This window comes from Kitasatospora terrestris, assembly GCF_039542905.1.
In the GTDB taxonomy this organism is placed as follows: domain Bacteria; phylum Actinomycetota; class Actinomycetes; order Streptomycetales; family Streptomycetaceae; genus Kitasatospora; species Kitasatospora terrestris.
Genome location: NZ_BAABIS010000001.1, coordinates 964785 through 984937 on the forward strand (window position 1 = coordinate 964785; position 20153 = coordinate 984937).

Consider the following 20153-nt stretch of genomic DNA (forward strand, 5'->3'; position numbering starts at 1 on the left):
GCAGCCCGGGGCGGCCGCCTCCTACAGGTCCACCGACTCGCCGAGCGGGATGCGGGCGTAGGCGGTCCCCTTCTCCTCCTCCAGCCAGCCGTCGAAGTTGGCCGCGCCGATCTCGCTGAGGTTGGCGTCGTGGATCGGGAACGTCCGGGCCGGGCGCAGCGCGCGGACGAGGCCGATCGCCTCGGCGAGCTTCAGCCAGGGACCGGAGGCCGGTACCAGCAGGGTGTCGACCGGCTGCTCGGGGACGAACAGCGAGTCGCCGGGGTGGTAGAGGCCGTCGACGACGAAGCCGATGTTCGGGCAGCCCGGCAGGCCGTCGATGATCTCGGCGTGCCGGCCGCCGACCGCGGTGACGCCGAATCCGGCGGCGGTGAAGCTCTCGCCGGGCGCGACGCCCGTGGCGCCGTCGCCGAGGGCGGCGGCGAGGGCGGGGTGGGTGTGGACGGTGAGCGCGGGGTCGAGCTCCCGGGCGGCGGCGAGCAGGTCGAGGTCGACGTGGTCGGCGTGCTCGTGGGTGAGCAGGACGGCGGTGGCACCGGCCAGGGCCTCGGGGCCGGAGAAGACGCCGGGGTCGATGACGAGCACCCGGTCGCCGTCCTGGATGCGGACGCAGGCGTGGCCGTACTTGGTCAGACGCATGCGGCCAACCTATCCCCGCGCGCACCACCGGCGGGAGCGGGCGGCCGCGTCCGGTGCCGCCGACGGTGTCCCGCCGCGGCTCGCGGACGGTCGTGCGGCATGCTTGACCGCGTGTACGAGGACTTCCTGCCGGACGAGGCCCAGCTGCGTGCGGCGCACGCCGCGCTGGGGTTGGCCGTGCCCGCCGAGATCGAGCACCGCGACGAGGGCAGGCGGCTGGCCGCGCTCTCCGCGCACCTGCAGCGCGCGATGACCAGCTCGACCTACAACGTGGTTAACTGCATGGGGCCGGACGCCGTCGGCTCGGCCCGCCGGGCGGGGGCGGTGATGCCGCACGGCTGGCCGCTGCCGGAGGACAACTGGCGTGCTGCGCGGGTGGAGATGACGTTCACCAGGAGCCGCTTCACCCGCCTGATCCACACCGACGAGGACGCCGGACCCGCCGGCGACCGGGCTGCCGGCCGCGTCCCGTGGACGGACCCGCGCGAGGAGGATGTCGAGCTGGAGGCCCACGCGGTCGGCGCGGAGGCGGCACTCGACGTGGCCACCGACCTGGTCGACCTGCGCCTGGACCCCGGCAACCCCGAGCTGGTCGCGGCCGCCCTGCACACCCTCACCGAGCACCTGGGCACCCTGGCGAGCGTCCACCGGGCGCTGCTGGCCCACCACGGCCGCACCGTCACCAACCGCCCGGGCTGAACGCGGCGTCAGAGGGCGAGGCGGCCGGCGCCGACTCCGCGCGGCCGAGGCGCACCGGGTGGCCCGAACCAGCAGCCGGGGAACGGGAACCGCGGCCCCCGGCCCGGCGTCCAGCCAGGACGTACCCGGACCCGAGCCACCTGGAGGACCCCGCCGCCATGACCGTGAACACCGCCGCGAGCGCCACCCGACACCTGTACCTGGTCCGCCACGGCGAGGCGCTGCCGGACGAGAGCGGCCTGTCGGAGCGCGGCCGGCGCCAGGCCGAGCTGCTGGGCCGCCGACTGGCGGGCCGTCCGATCCGGGTGCTGCACCACGGGCCGCTCCCCCGCGCGACGCAGACCGCCGAACTGATCGCCGGGCAGCTCACCGGCGTCGAGGTGCGGGCCGAGGAGTGCGCCGGCGACTACGTGCCGCACGTCCCGGTGCGGGACGAGCTGCCGCCGGACTGCGCCGACCACCTGCTGCGCTTCCTCTCCTCGGCCACGGAGGAGGAGCGCGAGCGCGGGCCGGAGCTGGCCCGCGAGGCGGTCGCCCGCTTCACCGGCCCGGTGCCGGGCGGCACGGACCGTCACGAGCTGGTGGTGACGCACAACTTCCTGATCGGCTGGCTGGTGCGGCACGCCCTGGACGCGCCGCCGTGGCGCTGGCTCGGCCTCGACCACGCCAACGCCGCGCTGACCGTGCTGCGCTACGCGCCGGGCCGCCCGACGACGGTCGCGCTCCTCAACGACATGCGCCACCTGCCCGACGACCTGCGGTGGACCGGCTTCCCGCCGGAGCTGCACCTGTGAGTCGTCGGTGCACGTCCGGCCGGTAAAGTCGCGATCATGACATCGAACCTGACCCGCCGGAACCTGATACGCGGCGGCACCGGCCTCGCCGCCGGCACCGTCGCCGCCCTCGCGCTGCCCGGTGCCGGCACCGTCGCCGAGGCGGCCGGCACCGACCCGGCGAACGTCCCGACCGGAACGGCCCTGATCGACGTCTCGAACGGCTCGACCCGCTGGCTGGCCGGCGTCGGCAACCAGGACTCCTCCACCACCCTGCAGGGCATCGCCTTCGACTCGGTCAACAAGCACCTCTACACCCTGCAGATCGCGGGCATGAGCCAGGTCGCCTACCTTCGGTCGGGGAGCCAGGTCGCGGTCACCCAGGCGATCGGCGGCGACGACCACGCCGAGTCCGGCGACCTGTGCCTGACCCGGCACGACCTGGCCACCGGCGCGGTCACCGGCTTCATGTACCTGCTGGGCTTCGGCCACGGCGTCTCGCTCGGCATCGAGCCGGCGAACGGCAGCGCCCCGGCGCAGGTCTGGACCGAGGCCGGGGCGGGGAAGAGCGGCTACGGCCAGGAGGTCGTCCGCTTCCCGTTCACCGACCAGGGCGTGCTGTGGACCAGCCACCCGGCCGTCCGGCGCTTCGGCTCCCCGGACCCGGCGGCGACCTCGATGACGCCGTCCGTGGACGTGGACCACAACCTCCTGGTGATCCGCTACGCGCTGGGCTCGGCGCACTGGTTCGCGGCCTACGACCTGGCCGCCACCGTGGCGACCGCCGGCACCGAGACCCTCCCCGCGCCACTGGCCCGGATCCAGCAGCCCCCGCTGTACAAGTACAAGGCGGACGGCACCCCCGACCCGACCGCCCCGGCGACGTTCCAGGGGTTCACCTCGTACGGCCAGTACGTCTACATGCTCGACGGCGACCCGCGCGTCAGCACCCCCTCGGCGACGCTCACCGGCGTCGACAAGTACGCGATCCACACCACCTCGTTCGACCTCAACGGGACGGGCAACCTGCCCGCGACCGGATACGTCAAGTCCACCCACTCCGAGGCCGACGCCGCCGCCGACCCCCGCGAGCCGGAGGGCATGGCGATCTACACCGGCGCCGGCGCGCCCCGCCTGTGCTTCGGCATCACCAACAACGCGGGCAGCACCCGCCAGTTCGACCTGTACTACAAGGTCTGACCCGCTGACGGCCGCGCCCCTCGCGCGGAGGGGCGCGGCCGGTCCGGCTACTCCTCGGTCGGTCCGAGGTCGGGGCGGTCGCGGAGTTCGACGGTGCGGGCGGGGCCGGTGGCGTGGAGTTCCAGGACGGTGATCTCGTTCGACCCCGGGCGCAGGACGGGGCCGGGGAGGTGGAGCGAACGCTGCGGGCCGCGCGACCAGTGGCGGCCGAGGTGGAAGCCGTTGACCCAGACGTTGCCCTTGGTCCAGCCCGGCAGGTGGACGAAGGTGTCGGCGGGCTCGGCGACCTCGAAGGTGCCGCGGTGGAAGGCGGGGCCGACGACCGGCCCCTCGCCCGCGCCGAAGCCGAGCTCGTCGAGGGTGCGCAGGGTGAGCGGCAGGTTGGTCCACCCGGTCAGCTCGACGCCGTTGACCAGCACCCGGCCGAGCAGGCCCTTGCGGTCGTGCAGCCCCTGCCCGTAGTTGACCCGGCCCTGGTTCTCGACCAGGACGCGCAGCACGCTGCCGGCCCGCGGCACGGTGAACGCGAGGGCCCGCTCGTGCCGTTCGCGTTCGAGGACGCCGACCGGCTGCCCGTCGACGAAGACCTGGGCCCGGTCGCGGACGTCCTCCAGTTCGAGGACCGCCGGCCCGGCGCCGGGCAGGATCGCCTTGTACAGCACGTACCCGAAGTCCTGCTGCAACTGCTCCATGGCGAGCGGGCGTTCGGAGGGCACGGGGGTGCCGAGCACCGGCAGGTTGCCGAACAGCGGCGCGCTCTCGATCAGCGGCACCGTGATGCCGCCGAGCTTCGGTGAGGGCTGCGGCACCGGCTCCTCCGGCACCGGCGCGTACTTGGCGATCACCTCGCGGAAGGCGTGGTACTTGGCCGTCGGGTCGCCGGCCTCGTCGAGCGGGGCGTCGTAGTCGTAGGAGCCGACGGTGGGCCGGTAGGTGTGCTTGTCGTTGGCGCCGTTGGTGAAGCCGAAGCTGGTGCCGCCGTGGAACATGTACAGGTTGACCGAGGCGCCGGTGGCCAGCAGCTCGTCCAACTCCTGTGCGGCCGCTGCCGGTTCGCGGACGACGTGGTGGCCGCCCCAGCGGTCGAACCAGCCGATCCAGAACTCGGTGCACATCAGCGGCCCGTCCGGCTGGTGCGCGCGCAGGGCGGCGAGGCCCTGGCGGGCGCGGCTGCCGAAGTTGGCGGTGGCGAGGACGCCGGGCAGGCTGCCGCGGGCCAGGTCGGCGGGCTGGTCGCAGGTGAACAGCGGGACGTCGACGCCGTGGCGGCGCAGCAGCTCGGCGAGGTGGTGGAGGTGCGCCCACTCGTCGCTGTACGCGCCGAACTCGTTCTCCACCTGGACGGCGATCACCGGTCCGCCGCGGGTGGCGAGGCGGTCGAGCAGCGGCGGCAGGAGCTGCTCGAAGTAGCCCTCGACGGCGCTGAGGTAGGCGGGGTGCTGGCTGCGCAGGCGGATGTCGGGGTCGGTGAGCAGCCAGGACGGCAGGCCGCCGCCCTCCCATTCGGCGCAGATGTACGGGCCGGGGCGGAGCAGGACGTGCAGGCCCTCGGCGGCGGCGAGGTCGAGGAAGGCGGGCAGGTCGAGTCCGGCGTCGAGCCGGAAGACGTCGGGCCTGGGCTGGTGGAGGTTCCACGGCACGTACGTCTCGACGGTGTTGAGGCCCATCAGCCGGGCCTTGCGGAGCCGGTCGGCCCACTGGTCGGGGTGGACGCGGAAGTAGTGCAGGCCCCCGGAGATGATCCGGAAGGGTTCGCCGTCGAGGGTGAAGTCGTCGCCGTCGATCGCGAGTACGGGCATGGTGGTGCTGCTCCTGGGGGTGTGGGAGGCGGGGCCGGCGCCCGTCCGGTGGGAGCGGGCGCCGGCCTGCGGGTCACGGGGTGGTGACCTTGAAGCCCTGCTGGGTGCCGTAGTCGGTGATGCGCTTCTGCCAGGCGGTCAGGCCGGCGTTGACGTCGGTGCCGGCGCCGAGGGCCTGGCCGACGGTGTCCTTGAAGACCGAGTTGGCGTAGACCTGGTAGGGCAGGTACTGCCAGCCCTTGCCGACGGCGGCCGAGGAGGCGGCGAAGACCTGGTTGGCGGGCTGGCCGCCGAGCGAGGTGAGCGGCTTGTCGAGGAAGGCCGGGTCCTTGAGCAGCTCGGTGGTGGCGGGGAAGAGGCCGTTCTCGTTGAGCGAGCGGACGGCCTGCGGGTCGGAGTTGAGCCAGATCGCGAACGCGGCGGCGGCCGCCTTGTTCTTGCTGGTGGACGGCACGGCGACGGCCGAACCGCCGTTCTCCGCGGAGACGTTGTCGCCGGCGGTCCACTGCGGCATCGGGGCGGCGCGCCAGTCCTTGGCGGTGTCGGGGATGGTGGAGGCGATGTTGCCGGGCGCCCAGGCACCGGTCAGCCACATCGCGTACCGGCCGCTGCCCATGCCCTGCCACCACTCGTTGGTCCAGCCGGGGGCGGGGTCGACGAGCTTGCGGGAGAGCAGGGAGGTCCACAGGTCGGCGGTCTTCTTCGCGCCCGGGTCCTGCAGGTTCACGGCGACGGTGGTGGCGTCCTTCTGCTGGAAGGGGCGGCTGCCGGCCTGCCACATGAGGCTGTCCAGGCCGCCGGCGTCGCCGGGGTCGATGGAGGTGATGAAGCGCTTCGGGTCGGACTCCTTGATCTTGACCGCGACCTGCTCGAACTCGGCCCAGGTCTTCGGGGGTTCGAGCTTCAGCTCGTCGAAGAGCTTCTTGTTGTAGAACATCGCCATCGGGCCGGTGTCCTGCGGGACGGCCCAGACGCCGTCGGCGACGGCGACCTGCGACCAGGCGGAGGCGGTGAACTTCGGCTCCAGCGCGGCGGCGCCGAAGTCCTTCAGGTTGACCAGCCGCTTGGAGAGGGCGAACTCGGGCAGCGCGAAGTACTCGATCTGGGCGACGTCGGGGCCGCCGGTGCCGGCCTTGATGGCGGTCTGCAGCTTGGTGTACTCGGTCGCGGACTGGCCGGCGTTGACGATGTTGACCTTGATCTTGGGGTACTTCTGCTCGAACAGCGCGACGGTCTTGTCGAGGCCGGGTGCCCAGGTCCAGAAGGTCAGGGTGGTGGGGGTGTCCAGCGCGGCGGCCGGATCGGTGGAGGCGGCCGGGGAGGGGCCGGAGGAGCCGCACGCGGTGAGGCCGAGGGCCAGCGCGGCCGCCGGGACCAGCGCGAGGAGTCTGCGGCGGGGGCGGACAGGGATCATGGCGGTTTCCTTGCTGTGGTGGAGGGTTGGGCCGGACGGACGGCCGGCGGCCGGGGTCATTCCTTGACGCTGCCCGCGGCCAGGCCGGACTGCCAGAAGCGCTGGAGGAAGAGGAAGGCGACCACCAGCGGGACGATCGCCAGCAGGCTGCCAGTGACGACCAGGGGGTAGAAGTTGACGGTGGTGACGCCGCTGCCGGCCGCGCCGGTGGCCAGGGCGTTCCACTGGTTGAGGCCGACGGTGAGCGGGAACCACTGCGGGTCGCTCAGCACGATCAGCGGCAGGAAGTAGTTGTTCCAGGTGGCGACCAGGGCGAACAGCAGCACGGTGACGAACCCGGGTGCCAGCATCCGCAGGGAGATGGTGAAGAAGGTCCGCAGCTCTCCGGAGCCGTCGATCCTGGCGGCCTCCAGCACCGTGTCGGGCACCGCCTCGGCGGCGTAGACCCGCATCAGGTAGACGCCGAACGGGCTGACCAGCGAGGGCAGCAGGACGGCCCACGGGGTGTCGACGATCCCGGCCTTGCTGAACAGCAGGTAGGTGGGGACGGCCAGCGCGGTGCCGGGGATGGCGATCGCGCCGAGCACCAGGGCGGAGAGCGCGGTGCGGCCGCGGAAGCGGTACTTGGCGAGGCCGTACCCGGCGGCGGTGGAGACGAACGCCGCGCCGCCGGCGCCGACCACCGCGTACAGCAGGGTGTTGCCGAACCAGCGCAGGTAGATGCCGTCGTCGTAGGTCAGGACGTCCCGGATGTTGCCGAACAGGTGGAAGCCGTCGCCGAACCACAGGCCGAAACTGTTCATCAGCGAAGCGGTGTCCTTGGTGCTGGACATGAACAGCCAGACCAGCGGGAGCAGCGCGTACAGCAGCATCAGGCCCATGGCCAGGGTGAGCGCGGTGCTCGGGCGGCGGCGGGCGGGGGTGGTACGGCGGCTCATCGGCCCTGCTCCTTGCGCATCGACCGGACCTGCACCGCGTAGGCGACCACCGCGGTCACGCCGCCGAGGACCACCGCGACCGCGGCCGAGTAGTTGAACTGCTGTCCGTTGAACGCCAGGTTGTAGGCGTACATGTTGGGCGTGTAGCTGGTGGAGATCACGCCGGGGGCGAGCGTCTGCATGACGTTCGGCTCGTTGAAGAGCTGGAAGGTGCCGATGATCGAGAACACCGTGGCCAGCGCCAACGCCGGCCGCACGGCCGGGAGCTTGATCGACCAGGCCTTGCGGAACTCGCCGGCGCCGTCCATCTCGGCCGCCTCGTAGAGCTCCTCGGGGACGGTGCGCAGCGCGGCGTAGAGGATCAGCATGTTGTAGCCGACGTACTCCCAGGTGACCACGTTGCCGATGGAGGCGAGCATCCAGTTCGCGCTCAGCAGGTCGGGCACGTCGATGCCGAGCAGGTCACCGAGCTGCCCGGCCAGGCCGAAGCGGTCGCCGTAGAGGTAGCCCCACATCAGGGAGGCCACCACGGCGGGGACGGCGTACGGGACGAAGATGCCGATCCTGAACAGTCCGGCCCGGCGCAGCCGCCCGCTGTCCACGGCGAGGGCGGCGAGCAGGGCCAGGCCGAGCATCACCGGGACCTGGACCAGCAGGAAGAGCAGCACCCGCCACAGGCCGGCCCGGAAGAGCTCGTCGCCCAGGGCCCGGCGGTAGTTGTCGAGTCCGACGAACACCGTCCCGCCGATCAGCCGGTCCTGGAAGAAGCTCAGGTAGGCGGCGTAGCCGAGCGGTGCGACCACGCCGATCACGAAGACCGCCAGGAAGGGCGCGAAGAACGCGTAGCCGTACGCCCCGTGGCCGAGGCGGCTGGTCGGTCTGGCCGGGCCGGCCGGGCGGCGCCGGGCGGGCGGCGGTTTCGGACTGGGCGCGAGGGGGGTGCGCGACGTGCTCACGGGTGAGGCCCTTCGGCGGATGTTTGCGCCAACATGGCGTTGGCGTGAAGTGTTGACCTGGCGGAGCGGGGGCGTCAAGCGGTCGTAGCACCGCGATGCGACTTCGTGACCGGCGTCCACCGCAAGAACGGAGACATCACTGCTGGTCAGACGGGCAACTCGGACCTGCGGACGGATTTTCGACTCCGGCGGCAAAGGTTACGACCACGTATCGGCGGGGCGACCGGCTTGACTCCGACCTGCGCCATTGCGTCTCATTGTTGCATCACGTTGAGTGATGTTGAGTCTTGTTGGGCTTCCGGTTCCGGCCCAGCCCCCGGCCCAGGTGGCCTCTCCCCCTTGTCCCCTCCCTGCCGCGGTGGCACGTCCCGCCGTGCCGGTGTGAAGGAGTCCCCCATGCCCCGTACCTCCGCCAGCCGCGCTGTCACGGCCGCCGGTCTGCTGCTCGCCCTCGGTGCGACCGCCGCCTGCTCGACCGGGCAGCAGTCCACCGGCGGTGGCGACCAGGCCGCCCCGGTCACCGGCCGGATCTCGATCACCTACCTGCAGAAGCAGGGCGACCAGGAGTACTTCGTCGGTGAGGCGGCCGGCGCGAAGGCGAAGGCCGCCGAGCTGGGGGTGGAGCTGAAGGTGGTCAACCTCGGCAACGACGCCAACAAGACGGTCAGCGAGGTGCAGTCCGCGATCGCGCAGAAGTCCAACGGCCTGATCGTCGTGGTGCCGGACCCGGCGGTCGGCCCGCAGGTCGTGCAGGCCGCCAAGGACGCCAAGGTCGCACTGCTGACCTCCGACGACCAGATCTGCGCCAACGGCCCGGACCCGTCCGCCTGCGGCAAGGAGAACCTGGTGCCCCGGATCGGCTTCTCGGGTGAGCAGATGGGCGGCGAGGTCGGCAAGCGCGCCGCCGAGGAGTTCAGGAAGGCCGGCTGGAACCCGGCCGAGACCCGCACCATCTCGGCCTGGAAGCAGGACGTCACGGTCTGCGGCGACCGGGTGAAGGCCGCGAAGGGCGCCTTCGGCGCGGCGGCGAGCGGCGTGCCGAACATCGACGTCGCCACCGACAACACCCCGACCGGCGCCCAGGACAGGATCGCCGCCACCGTCACCGCCAACCCCGGGGTCAAGCACTGGGTGGTGTGGGGCTGCAACGACGAGAACGTGCAGGGCGGGGTGACCGCGCTGGCCAACGCCGGGTTCAAGGCCGAGGACGTGATCGGGGTGGGCCTGGGCGCGTACCTGGCCTGCAAGGACTGGAACGGCGGCAAGCCGTCCGGGATGAAGGCCGCGCTGTTCATCAACGGCAAGGACGTCGGCGCGCTCGCCGTCCAGACCATGGTCGACCGCCTGAAGAACGGCAAGGACTTCCCCGCCGAGGCCTTCGCCCCCACCCGGATGGTCGACGCCGCCACCTGGAAGGACGCCGGCGTCAGCTGCAGCTGAGCCCCCCGACCCGGTCGGCCCCACCGCCCCCGCACCCACCGACCGCCGGCCCCGCCGCCCCAGCCGGGGCCGGCCCAGCCGCCGTCCCGCCCGGACCACCGCCCCCGCGTCCGGGCGGGGCGGCACCACCCGTCCGACCAGACCCTCCGCCGCTCCGAGGTGATCCCCTTGACCAGTACGCAGACCCCCTCCCCACCGCCCGGGGTGCCCGCCGCCGCCCGGGTGGTGGCGGTGACCAAGACCTTCGGTGCCGTCCGGGCGCTCGGCGGGGTGACCCTGGACTTCCCCGGCGGGCAGGTCACCGCGCTGATGGGCGAGAACGGCGCCGGCAAGTCCACCCTGCTGAAGATCCTCACCGGCGACCACCGCCCCACCGACGGCCACCTCGAACTGGACGGCCGCCGCGTCGAGTTCACCTCGCCCGCCGACGCCCGGGCAGCCGGGGTGCGGATCATCCCGCAGGAGCCCGAGATCATCCCGCACGTCTCGGTCGCCGAGAACGTCTACGCCGGCGCCCTCCCCCGCCGGGCCGGACGCCGCCTGGACCGCGCCGAGCTGCGCCGCCGGATCACCGCCGACCTGGAGCGGCTCGGCTTCGCCGGAGTCCTCGACCCGGACCTGCTGGGCTCCCAGCTGACGCCCGCGCAGCGGCAGTTGGTGGAGATCCTGCGGGCGCTGACCGGCGAGGCCAAGGTGATCGCCTTCGACGAGCCGACCTCCTCGCTCTCCGAGCACGAGGTGGACGCGCTGTTCGCCCTGATCGGCCGACTGCGCGAGGCCGGGGTGGCGGTCATCTACGTCTCGCACCGGATGCAGGAGATCTTCCAGCTCGCCGACCGGATCGCCGTGCTGCGCGACGGCGAACTCGCCGGCGTCCAGGACGCCGCCACCACCGACGAGGGCCAGCTGGTCCGGCTGATGGTCGGCCGCGACCTGTCCGCCATGTTCTCGCGCAGCCGGGTGGCCACCGACCGCCCGGTGCTGGCCGTCCGCGGGCTCACCACCGACCACGTCCGCGACATCGACCTCACCGTGCACGCGGGCGAGGTGGTCGGGCTCGCCGGACTGATCGGCGCCGGACGCTCCGAACTCGCCCTCGCCCTGGCCGGCGACCTGCCCGTCCGCTCCGGCACCGCCACCCTGGACGGCCGCCCGCTGCCCTTCGGCCGTCCCGGTGCCGTCATCCGCGCCGGGCTCGGCCTCGCCCCGGAGGAGCGCAAGGCGCAGGCCCTGTTCCTGCAGCGCTCGATCCGCGACAACACCTCCATCGCCGTGCTGGAACGCCTGCGCCGCTTCCGGTTCGTGCGCCGCGGCGCGGAGAAGCAGCTCGCCCAGGAGTACGCGGACCGCCTCCGGGTGCGCACCCCCTCGATCGAGCACGAGGTCGGCAAGCTCTCCGGCGGCAACCAGCAGAAGGTGGTCCTCGCCCGCTGGCTGGCCCGCAGGCCCAAGGTCCTCATTTTGGACGAGCCGACCCGCGGCATCGACGTCGGCGCGAAGGCCGAGATCTACCGGATCATCGCCGACCTCGCCGAACAAGGCGTCGCCGTCCTGGTGATCTCCTCCGAACTCCCCGAGGTCCTCGGCCTCGCCGACCGCGTCGTGGTGATGCAGAACGGCCGCATCACCGGCGAACTCGACCGCCGCGACGCCACCGAAGAGGCCATCCTCGCCCTCGCCATGGCCGACGACCTCGCCGCCACCACCACAGGAGCCACCCGATGACCACCACTGCCACCCCGGCGACCGCACCGCGCCCCCGGCCCGCCCTCGCCTCCCGGATCAACGGGCAGAACCTCAGCCTGACCGGCGCCCTCGTCCTGGTGCTGACCGTCTTCGGGGTCCTCAACGAGAACTACCTCAGCCTGACCAACCTCCAGGTCATCGCCGAGGCCGCCACCATCACCGGCCTGCTCGCCGTCGTCCAGACCGTCGTCATCATCTGCGGCGGCCTCGACATCTCCGTCGGCTCCCAGGCGGGCGTCGCCTCCGTCGTCTCCGCCATGGCCTTCACCACCGCCGGCTCCAACGCCTTCGCCGGCACGGCCGCCGCCATCGCCGTGGGCCTGCTGATCGGCCTGCTCAACGGCGCCGTCATCGTCTACGGCCGGGTCAACCCCACCATCGCCACCCTCGCCGGCCTCGCCGCCTACAAGGGCCTCGCCCAACTCCTCTCCGACGGCCGCGCCCAGGGCTACGTCCTCAACGACCCCGTCTTCGTCTTCCTCGGCCGCGGCAAGATCGCCGGCCTGCCCGTCATGGTCTGGATCCTGATCGCGGCAGCCCTCGCCGTCCACGTCCTGCTCAAGCACACCGACCTCGGCCGCAACCTCTACGCCATCGGCGGCAACGACACCGCCGCCCGCCTCGCCGGCATCAACATCAACAAATACCTCATCGCCGTCTACGCCCTCATCGGCACCGTCGCCGCCGTCGCCGGCATCCTCCTCACCGCCCGCACCGGCTCCGGCCAACCCACCTCCGGCAGCGAAGGACTCGAACTCAAAGCCATCACCGCCGCCGCCCTCGGCGGCTGCGCCCTCAAGGGCGGCAAGGGCGGCATCGGCGGCACCCTGCTCGCCGTCGCCCTCCTCGGCGCCCTCGAGAACGGCCTCACCGTCCAAGGCATCAACTCCTTCTGGCAGAACGTCGCCCAAGGCACCCTGCTGGTCCTCGCCGTCGTCGTCCAGCAACGCCGCACCGGCGAACGCGCCATCGGTCTCCCCGCCTGACCCGGCCCCCGTGACCGGCGGAGGGCCGTGAGGGTCGGCCCCGCCCGCCGCTGCCGCCGTCCTTCCCGTCCCCACACGGGAAGGGCGGCGGCGTCCGGCTGCTTCCGGCCAGTACCATGTTCACGCAGACATCACGGGAAGGACCGGCATGGAGAAGACGGAAGGGCCCGCCGCCGCCAGGGGCCGGAACCGGCCGCCCTCGCAGGCGGACGTCGCCGCGCTCGCCGGGGTGTCCTCGCAGACCGTCTCCCGCGTCGCCAACAACCGCAGCAACGTCGAACCCGAGACCCGCGACCGGGTGCTCTCCGCCATGCGGATCCTCGGCTACCAGCGCAACAGCGCGGCCCGTGCGCTCACCCTGGGCCGGTTCCAGGTGCTCGGCGTGGTCACCTTCGACGTCACCGCGCAGGGCAACGCCCGCACCCTCGCCGCGATCTCCCGCGCCGCGCAGCGCGCCGGCTACTCGCTGAACGTCGTCTGCGTGGAGGACCAGACCGAGGAGGCCGTGCAGCAGGCCGTCCGGCAGCTCACCGAGCAGGCCGTGGACGGGCTGGTGGTCATCGAGGCGCAGATCCTCGACCGGCCCGGCTTCAACGTCTCCTCCGGCGTCCCGGTGGTCGTCGCCGACGGCGACCCGGAGCGCCGGTTCCCCTCCGTCGACACCGACCAGGCCGCGGGCGCGGCCGCCGCCACCCGCCACCTGCTCGACCTCGGCCACCGCACCGTCTGGCACCTGGGCGGTCCGCAGGACTCCTACGCGGCCCGCCGCCGCGCCGCCGCCTGGCACGCCGCGCTCAAGGCCGCGGGCGCGCCCGTGCCACCCCTGCGCTTCGGCGACTGGACGGCGGCCTCGGGCTACGGGATCGGCCGCGAGCTGGCCGCCCGGCCGGACGTGACCGCGGTGTTCGCCGCCAACGACCACCTGGCGCTGGGCCTGGTCCGGGCGCTGCACGAGGCGGGGCGGCGGGTGCCGGAGGACGTCAGCGTGGTGGGCTTCGACGACCTGCCGGAGTCCGCGTACTACCTGCCCCCGCTGACCACCGTCCGGCAGGACTTCGAGGAGGTGGGCCGCGAGTGCGTCGCCCAACTCCTCCGCCAGATCGAGTCCCCCGGCGAGTCCCCGACCGCCTCCGTCGCCGTCACCCCGGAACTGGTCCTCCGCGCCTCCACCGCCCCGGCCCCGACAGCACGCTGATCCGAACGGCCGCGGCGCCGGACGTCCGGGCCGTCACGGCTGCTGACGTTCCCGTCCGTCGAACCGGTCCGGCCGGCGTGGGCGCGTCGGTCCGGGGCGGTCGCGGCGCCGGGCGCATAGTGGGAGGCGTGCACGGTCCCGCGCCAATGGTGAGGCGGCGGGCGTTCCTGGTCGGCGGGCTCGGCCTGGCGCTCGGCGCCGCCTGCGGATGCTCCGGCGGCGGCTCTCCCGCCGCGAGCTCGCCCCCGGCCTCGCCCGCCCCCTCGTCGTCCCCGGCCTCCTCGGCCGCGTCGACCGCGAGCGCGTCCGCTCCGGCCTCGCAGGCCTCCGCCTCACTGCCGCAGGCCGTCGCGTGGCGTCCCGGGCCCGGCGAGGTCGAGCCGGAGGTGAAGCTGCGGGCGGTCGAGGTGGTGGAGGCGCTCGGTACGTGGGGGCCGGGTGGCCAGGGGTTGGAGGCGGCCCGGGGGCGGGTGGCCGCGCTCGGGTTGCCGCCGGGGCTCGCCGACCAGGCCGGGCCGCTGCTGCCCGCCGCGGCGGAGGCGGTGGTGGGGGTGGTCTACGCGCAGTACGGCGGCATCCTGTCGGATTCGGCGAGTGTGCTGGTGGTCTGTCGGCAGTGGTCGGCCACCGGCTCCACCGTGACGGCCGGCGGGACGACGGTGGATGTCCGGCTGAGCGCCGCGAGCCCGCGCTGGGACGTGACCGCTCTGCATCCTGCCGAACCGGGGCCGGCCGCGGCGCAGCTCCCGGACCCGGCCACCCGGGTCCTCGCCCAGCCCCGGATCGTGCTGCCCCCGGCGGCCGTCGCGGACGTGCGCAGCGGCGCGGTGCACGACAGCGTGCTGCAGGCGATGCTGGCGCTCGCCGGTCCGTACGCCTTCCAGGTGAGCGTGGTCCGCTCGGGGCATCCGCTGGACGTGTTCGGGACCGACCGGCCCAGCGACCATCCGGTGGGCCGGGCCTTCGACACCTGGCAGATCGACGGCCGGGCGGTGGTGGATCCGGCGACGCCGGTCGACCTGGTCGACGGTTTCATGCGGGCCGCCGCCGCGGCGGGCTCGTACAACGTGGGCGGGCCCCGACAGCTGTCCGGCGGCGCGGCGGCCAATCAGTTCTTCACGGACCGGACCCACCGCGACCACGTGCACGCGGGTTTCCGCACCTGAGGGCGCGGGCGGTCAGCGGTTCATCCTGAGGTTCCAGACGGTGAGGACGGTGTCGAGCTCACCGTAGGAACCGGCGTTGTAGTGCACACCGGTGATCTTCAGGACTCCGATGGGTGAGCCGCCCTCGACCACGCACACCTGGTCGTTCACGGCGACCTCGACCTCCTGGCGCTTCTGGGTGAGCAGCTGGACCCGGCAGCCCTCTGCGGTCGGTTCCCCGGGCCCGGACCAGGGAGCGACCGTGCCCTTCACCACCATGCCGTTGCTGCCACTGCGCTGGGCGTCCGGCCGCAGGAAGATGAAGCTGCCGCTGGCGCCGGCGGCGGGCGGGTTCGAGGTCAGGTCGACGCCCTCCATGCCCAGCCGGAAGGGCCCCGTCCACACGACCTTCGCGGCGGTGCCGGTGGCCGGCGCGGAGGCAGCCGCCCCTTGGGCCGAGGGGACCGGGGCGGGAGCTCCCCCCGTACCGGCCTGCGCGGCGACGGTGACGGTCACCTGGGGTGCGGGGGCGGGGTTCGGTGAGTCGCCCCCGCCCATCAAGGCGGCCGCGGCGCTCGCCACACCGGCCACGGCGCTGACCACGGCGGCGAAGGCGCCCCACGCCTTGGCCTTCGAGCGCCCCTCCGGCGGGTGGCCGTGCGGTCCGTACGGGGGTGGTCCGTACGAGGACGGGCCGAATCCCGGCTGCGCCGGCTGGGGCGGCTGCTGGGATGACGGGTCGTAGGACGGATGCTGCATCAGATCCCCCGCTGGGTACAGGAATCGCCGGGTCGGTGACCCGGAGACGGCGCTGGCACGCTGCGTAAATTACTACAGGGGGACCCGCCCGTCGGCGGCACGGTAAAGCCTTGGCCACTTGTCGGTCCGTGGTCTGCTTTCCCGTGCTCGGCTGCGTCCGGGACGAGAGGATCGTCACCGAGGGCTCCGGCCGCCGCTTCGAACCGGCCGACGGCGAGCTCGACATGCACCGGTTCGTGGCCGCCGCGGGGTCCGGCCGGAAGGCGGCGGCCACGGGTGCCCGGGACGAGGCGTAGGGGGCTACTCACCGGGGCGGTTGCCCTGCGACGCGGCACCCCGGTCGAGGACGTGGCCTCGGCGACGATCCGCGAGGAGTGGAGCGCGCTGCTAGCCGATCAGGAACTGCTGGCCCGGGGCGCCGGTGCACGGGTTCTGGACCAGCCGGGCGCCGTCGGCGGTGGAGCCGGCCGCGACGTCCAGGCACTTGCCGCTGTGGCGGGCGAGCAGGGTCGCGTAGCCGGAGCCGGTGTCGCGGACCGACCACTGCTCGTTGCTGTTGCCGTTGCACGGGTACTGGACCAGTTCGGCGCCGTCGGCGGTGGAGGCGCCGGAGACGTCCAGGCACTGGCCGGTGGCGCGGGCGATCACGTTGACCTGGCCGGGTCCGCTGTACCGCAGCGACCACTGCAGGCTCGCGGTCGCCGCGCAGGCGTACTGGGCGATCGGCGCGCCGGCGCCGGTGGAGGCGTTCTCCGGGCCCGCGCATTTGTCGCTCTGCCGGTCCTTGAGGGTCTTCCAGTTGTCGGCGGCCGCGCCGCGCACCGCCCACGACTGGTTGCTGCCGGTCGTGGGCTGCCACACCCCGACCGTCGCGCCGTCACCGGTGGAGTCGCCGGTGACGTCGAGCAGCAGGCCGCTGGCCTTGTTGACCAGGGTGGCGTGGCCGTCGCCGGTGGTGGAGAGCATCCACTGCTGGGAGGTGGAGGTACCGGAGGAGGCGAAGCCGAGGACGCCGCTCGAGACCGAGAGGGCCTTGCCGGAGCGGCCGTTGGTGATCCGGTAGAGGGCGGTGCCGTCCCAGGCGCCGGACAGCTTGGTGAAGGTCCACTGCTGGGCGGTGTCGCTCGCGTTGGGCGTGCGCTGGACGGGGGCCGCGGTGTTGGTGGCGCCGGCCGAGAGGGCCAGCCCGCTGTGGTCGCCGATCAGCTGGCGCACCGTGCCGGTGGGGGCGGTGGCGGCTGTGGTGGAGACACCGGTGGCGCCGGGGAGGACGAAGGTGGTGACCGAGCCGGGGCCGACGGTGGCGGTGACGGTCTTGGCGGCGGTCGCGGTCAGGTCGCCCTCCCGCTGCAGGTTCTTGCCGCCGTCGGTGGTCCACTGCTGCACGGGCACCGCGGTGTCGACCGTGCTGAAGCCCGCGAGGTCGAGGGTGACGGTACGCGCCTCGCCGCCGGTGTTGGTGTAGACGGCCACCGCGCCGGTGCCGCCGGGGCGCAGTGCGGCGACGGTGTCGGCGCTGTCGGTGGCGATCACCCGGGCGCCGGGGCGGATGAACCGGCTGTAGTTGGCCATCGCCCAGTACTTCTTGTTCTTGCGGATCGGCTCGGCAGCCGGGTCGGCGGGGGTCAGGTCGACCTGGATCAGGCCCCAGTTGGAGTTCTCGTGGGCGGGGGTCATGTTCTCGTAGTCCTCGACCGCCTGCCACATCACCCAGGCGCTGGGTTCGAGTTCGCGCAGGTCGCCGGTGATCCGGCGGGAGAAGTCGAGGGCCGGGGACATGTCGGTGAAGTCCTGCGGCCCGCTGCCACCGAGGTCGACCTCGGACATCCACAGCGACTTGCCGGCGCCGCGGGCGATGTCGCGGGCGCCGCCGCGGCCGCCGGGGCTGTAGGTGTGGGTGTTGAGCCTGCCGACCGCGGCACGCGCGGCGGTGGAGTAGCTGCTCCAGTCGCCGCGGAACTGGACCGGGTCGGTCTCGTCCATGCCCGCGACCGGGGTGGAGAGCCCGGCGGCGGTGAGCGCGGTGCGGGTGCTGGTCAGCATGTGGGCCTGGGAGTCGGGCGCCCAGTGCGAGCCCTCCTGCGGTCCGCCGGCGTGCCAGTACCAGGTGTTGGGCTCGTTGATCGGGGAGAGCGAGCCGAAGGTCACGCCGGTGGCGGCCTGGACGCGCTGCAGGGAGCCGGCCAGGTAGGCGGCGAAGCGGTCGTACTGGTCGGAGCGGAGGTTGTCCTGCGAGGCGTCGGTGGCGCCGGAGACCAGGCCGCTGTTGGTCATGAAGTAGGGGGCCGAGTTGGAGAACGCCTCGAAGGTGTCGGCGCCGCGGGCCTTGGCGGCGGTCAGCCACCACCGCTGGTTGGCGTCGGCCTGCGGGTTCCAGTGGGCGGGGTCGGCCGGGTCCCACCAGTTCGGCGGTTCGAGGTTCGGCGGGCTCACGGCGGCGGGGCGGTTCCACCAGCCGGGTATCGCGGCGCCCGCCCGCATGTACGGGGTGGTCTCGGGGCTGTCGCCGCCGCCGATGTTGTAGCGGGCGACCGTGAAGCCGAGACCGCCCGAGCCGTACAGGTCGTCGGCGAGCTGGTTGCGGACGCTGTCCGGCCAGCCGCCGGTGACGTTGGCGAACCAGGCCAGCGCGGTGCCGAAGCCCTGGAACGGCTGCTGCTGGTAGCCGGGGTCGAGGCGGACGGTGACGTGCGCCGCCGCCTCCGCGGCGGCGGCGGGCGGGACGGCGATTCCTCCGGCGGCGAGCGCGGCGGCCACGGCCAGGCCGAGGCCGGTGGTGCGGGTGCCTCTGGGCATCGGGGCTCCATCTTCGGGCGGGGTCGGGGCGGGGGTCTTCGGGTGCGGACGCACGACGGCACGCCCCTCGGTGGCGAGGAAGAGGGGCGTGCCGGTGGTGGGGTGTTGCGGTGGGGGCCTGCGGGCGGGTCAGCTCACGGTGGTGCGCTTCCACTGCTGGTTGGTGCCGGTGTTGCAGGTCCACTGCTCCAGGGCGGTGCCGTCGGCGGTGGACTGGTTGGTGACGTCCAGGCACTTGCCGCTGTTGCGGTCGACCAGCCGGACGTAGGTGCTGTCGACCTTCTGCACCTGCCACTGCTGGGAGGTGGCGGTGGAGCAGGTGTTCTGCACGACGAGCGCGCCGTCGGCCTTCGAGGCGCCGTTCACGTCCAGGCACTTGCCGCTGTGCCGGGCGACCAGTTGGACGTAGCCGTTGCTCACGGTCTTGAACCAGTAGTTCTGGTTGGCGCCGTTGCCGCAGGACCACTGGATGGCCTGCGCGCCGGCCGCGAAGCCGTAGTTCGAGACGTCGGCGCACTTGCCGCTCTGCCGCCCGGTCAGCGACTCCCACGGTCCGCCGACGCCCGCGACGGTGCCGGTGGCGGTGTCGACGGTGATCTGCGGCGAGTCGCCCATGGTCATGGTGGTGGCGGTGGGGAACTTCAGCGGCAGCCAGACGTACTGGGAGTCCTGGACGGTGCCGCCCATCGAGTTGCCCCAGCGGTCGCCCATGTACAGGTAGCTGGTGCCGGAGGTGCCCTGGACGGGCAGCACGTACGCGGTCTGGCTGCCGTAGGTGACGCCGTCGCCGACGTCGCTCAGGCCGCTCCAGGTGCCGGTGATGCTGGTCGCGGTGCCGTACTTCTGCTGGTTGGGGGACCAGCCGGTGGCGTGCGAGGTGAGCAGGAAGTACACGCCGTTCCGCTTGAACATCGCGGGCGCCTCGCGGGACTGGCCGTTCCACAGGCTCTGCACCTGGGCGTCGATGCCGGTGTAGTCGGCGGTCAGCCGGTAGACGTGCAGGTCGGCGTTCTCGTTGGCGGCGGAGACCATGTAGCCGGTGCCGTCGTCGTCGACGAAGGTGGTGATGTCCCGGGACATCTCGCCGAGCGGTCGGAAGCTGCCGTGCCAGGAGTAGTCGCCGTCGACCGTGGAGGAGACGGCGACGGCGGCGCGGGCCTCGCCGTAGTCGGTGGCGCCCTCCTTGTGCATCCACATCACGAACTGGCCGGTGGCCGCGTTGTACATCACCTTGGGCCGCTCGATGTTGGCGTAGGCCAGTTCCGGGTCGGTGGCCTGGGTGAGGACGTGGTTGCGGAACTCCCAGGTCTTCAGGTCGGTCGACCGGTACGCGGAGACGTACCGGAAGGTGTTGTCGGCGTTCCGGTCCTCGCCGAACCAGTAGTAGTACTGGCCGACCTTGATGACGCCGCCGCCGTGCGCGTGGACGACGGCGCCGGTGGTGTCGGTGAACTGGGTGCCGTTAGTGATGGTCACCTGCGCCGCCGCGGCGGGCTGGGCCATCAGGCCGGTCACGGGGAGGGACAGCGCCAGCAGGGTTCCGCACAGGGTGGTTCTGATTCGCCGCATGGTTCACGTACCTCGGGTGGGGTGGGTGGGGGTTCGCCAGGTGTCACGCGGTCGCACCGTGTTCGCGCAAACAGGCGATTGCCGGAGAGTCTCGGAGTG

At 72.9% G+C, this 20153-nt stretch carries 17 protein-coding genes; 9 read left to right on the top strand and 8 right to left on the bottom strand.

Annotation, left to right across the window (positions count from 1 at the left end; all coding sequences use genetic code 11):
- Window positions 1-21: 21 nt before the first annotated feature.
- On the bottom strand, window positions 22-639 hold the full coding sequence (locus tag ABEB06_RS04715) for an MBL fold metallo-hydrolase (RefSeq protein ID WP_345695505.1): 618 nt from the start codon (window positions 637-639) through the stop codon (window positions 22-24).
- A gap of 99 nt (window positions 640-738) precedes the next feature.
- Here ABEB06_RS04715 and ABEB06_RS04720 point away from each other — a divergent pair, with 99 nt between their 5' ends.
- The 3 genes from ABEB06_RS04720 (at window position 739) to ABEB06_RS04730 (ending at window position 3311) form a co-directional block, all read left to right on the top strand.
- Window positions 739-1338 carry a hypothetical protein gene (locus ABEB06_RS04720; protein ID WP_345695506.1) on the top strand — a complete coding sequence of 200 codons (600 nt, stop codon included), beginning with the start codon at window positions 739-741 and terminating at the stop codon, window positions 1336-1338.
- Window positions 1339-1496: 158 nt separating this feature from the next.
- Entirely contained in the window at window positions 1497-2132 is a 636-nt protein-coding gene (locus tag ABEB06_RS04725; protein ID WP_345695507.1) for a histidine phosphatase family protein, read from the top strand.
- A 36-nt stretch (window positions 2133-2168) separates the two neighbouring features.
- Window positions 2169-3311, top strand: coding sequence for a phage baseplate protein (locus ABEB06_RS04730; protein WP_345695508.1), 1143 nt, complete (start codon window positions 2169-2171; stop codon window positions 3309-3311).
- 47 nt (window positions 3312-3358) lie between these two features.
- Here the strand turns inward: ABEB06_RS04730 and ABEB06_RS04735 are convergent, their stop codons facing one another.
- The 4 genes from ABEB06_RS04735 to ABEB06_RS04750 form a co-directional block, all read right to left on the bottom strand.
- A complete protein-coding gene (locus ABEB06_RS04735) occupies window positions 3359-5110 on the bottom strand; it encodes a glycoside hydrolase family 35 protein (protein WP_345695509.1) in 1752 nt (583 codons plus the stop codon).
- A gap of 73 nt (window positions 5111-5183) precedes the next feature.
- Window positions 5184-6524 carry an ABC transporter substrate-binding protein gene (locus tag ABEB06_RS04740; protein WP_345695510.1) on the bottom strand — a complete coding sequence of 447 codons (1341 nt, stop codon included), beginning with the start codon at window positions 6522-6524 and terminating at the stop codon, window positions 5184-5186.
- Between the two features lie 56 nt (window positions 6525-6580).
- On the bottom strand, window positions 6581-7462 hold the full coding sequence (locus ABEB06_RS04745; protein ID WP_345695511.1) for a carbohydrate ABC transporter permease: 882 nt from the start codon (window positions 7460-7462) through the stop codon (window positions 6581-6583).
- Window positions 7459-8418: a carbohydrate ABC transporter permease gene (locus ABEB06_RS04750; protein ID WP_345695512.1), complete on the bottom strand. Its 960-nt coding sequence runs from the start codon at window positions 8416-8418 to the stop codon at window positions 7459-7461. The genes ABEB06_RS04745 and ABEB06_RS04750 overlap by 4 nt, the downstream gene beginning before the upstream one ends.
- 396 nt (window positions 8419-8814) lie before the next feature.
- Between ABEB06_RS04750 and ABEB06_RS04755 the strand changes: the two genes are divergently transcribed.
- The 5 genes from ABEB06_RS04755 (at window position 8815) to ABEB06_RS04775 (ending at window position 14951) form a co-directional block, all read left to right on the top strand.
- Window positions 8815-9858 carry a substrate-binding domain-containing protein gene (locus tag ABEB06_RS04755; protein WP_345695513.1) on the top strand — a complete coding sequence of 348 codons (1044 nt, stop codon included), beginning with the start codon at window positions 8815-8817 and terminating at the stop codon, window positions 9856-9858.
- 204 nt (window positions 9859-10062) lie between these two features.
- Window positions 10063-11583, top strand: a complete 1521-nt coding sequence (locus ABEB06_RS04760) for a sugar ABC transporter ATP-binding protein (RefSeq protein WP_345701736.1) — start codon at window positions 10063-10065, stop codon at window positions 11581-11583.
- Complete coding sequence (locus ABEB06_RS04765; protein ID WP_345695514.1) at window positions 11580-12590, top strand: ABC transporter permease; 1011 nt, start codon at window positions 11580-11582, stop codon at window positions 12588-12590. Before ABEB06_RS04760 ends, ABEB06_RS04765 begins: the two co-directional genes overlap by 4 nt.
- A gap of 148 nt (window positions 12591-12738) precedes the next feature.
- Window positions 12739-13785, top strand: coding sequence for a LacI family DNA-binding transcriptional regulator (locus ABEB06_RS04770; protein ID WP_345695515.1), 1047 nt, complete (start codon window positions 12739-12741; stop codon window positions 13783-13785).
- 146 nt (window positions 13786-13931) lie between these two features.
- Window positions 13932-14951: a hypothetical protein gene (locus ABEB06_RS04775; protein ID WP_345695516.1), complete on the top strand. Its 1020-nt coding sequence runs from the start codon at window positions 13932-13934 to the stop codon at window positions 14949-14951.
- Window positions 14952-14963: 12 nt separating this feature from the next.
- Here the strand turns inward: ABEB06_RS04775 and ABEB06_RS04780 are convergent, their stop codons facing one another.
- Window positions 14964-15689, bottom strand: coding sequence for a hypothetical protein (locus ABEB06_RS04780; protein WP_345695517.1), 726 nt, complete (start codon window positions 15687-15689; stop codon window positions 14964-14966).
- A gap of 128 nt (window positions 15690-15817) precedes the next feature.
- Here ABEB06_RS04780 and ABEB06_RS04785 point away from each other — a divergent pair, with 128 nt between their 5' ends.
- A complete protein-coding gene (locus tag ABEB06_RS04785) occupies window positions 15818-15985 on the top strand; it encodes an AfsR/SARP family transcriptional regulator (protein WP_345695518.1) in 168 nt (55 codons plus the stop codon).
- 91 nt (window positions 15986-16076) lie between these two features.
- Here ABEB06_RS04785 and ABEB06_RS04790 read toward each other — a convergent pair whose 3' ends face one another.
- Together ABEB06_RS04790 and ABEB06_RS04795 are read right to left on the bottom strand one after the other, a co-directional pair.
- Complete coding sequence (locus ABEB06_RS04790) at window positions 16077-18485, bottom strand: RICIN domain-containing protein (RefSeq protein WP_345695519.1); 2409 nt, start codon at window positions 18483-18485, stop codon at window positions 16077-16079.
- A 129-nt stretch (window positions 18486-18614) separates the two neighbouring features.
- Window positions 18615-20054 (bottom strand): RICIN domain-containing protein, encoded by a 1440-nt coding sequence (locus ABEB06_RS04795; protein ID WP_425559570.1) that lies wholly within the window; start codon window positions 20052-20054, stop codon window positions 18615-18617.
- Window positions 20055-20153: the final 99 nt, after the last annotated feature.